The following is a 256-nucleotide window of genomic DNA, read 5'->3' as shown; positions in this document are numbered from 1 at the left end:
GTGGCTGCGCGAGCGTGGAACCCAAGCTTGGGCACTGACTTCGGTATCGCCTCCGCCTTTGGCCAGCAGCAGCCACAGCGCGGTTCGCGGACCGAACGTGGACATCAATAGCCCGGAATCGGTGTGTGCAAGTTGGTAAACGGTGTTGATCCCAAGCTTTGCCAGCCTTTTCGTAGTCTTGGGCCCCACACCCCACAGTGCTTCGACGGTACGGTCACCCATGATGGCCATCCAGTTGGCATCGGTGAGCTGATAG

Annotated in this window: 1 protein-coding gene; it reads right to left on the bottom strand. The window is 59.8% G+C overall.

Annotated elements, in window-relative coordinates; genetic code table 11:
• The coding region (locus BST12_RS30085) for a DNA polymerase thumb domain-containing protein (protein WP_425437444.1) at positions 1–256 on the bottom strand (256 nt) is incomplete at both ends.

This window comes from Mycobacterium angelicum, assembly GCF_002086155.1.
Classification (GTDB): Bacteria; Actinomycetota; Actinomycetes; order Mycobacteriales; family Mycobacteriaceae; genus Mycobacterium; species Mycobacterium angelicum.
Note: the sequence above shows the minus strand (reverse complement) of the source record. Positions and strands in the feature narration are given on the sequence as shown.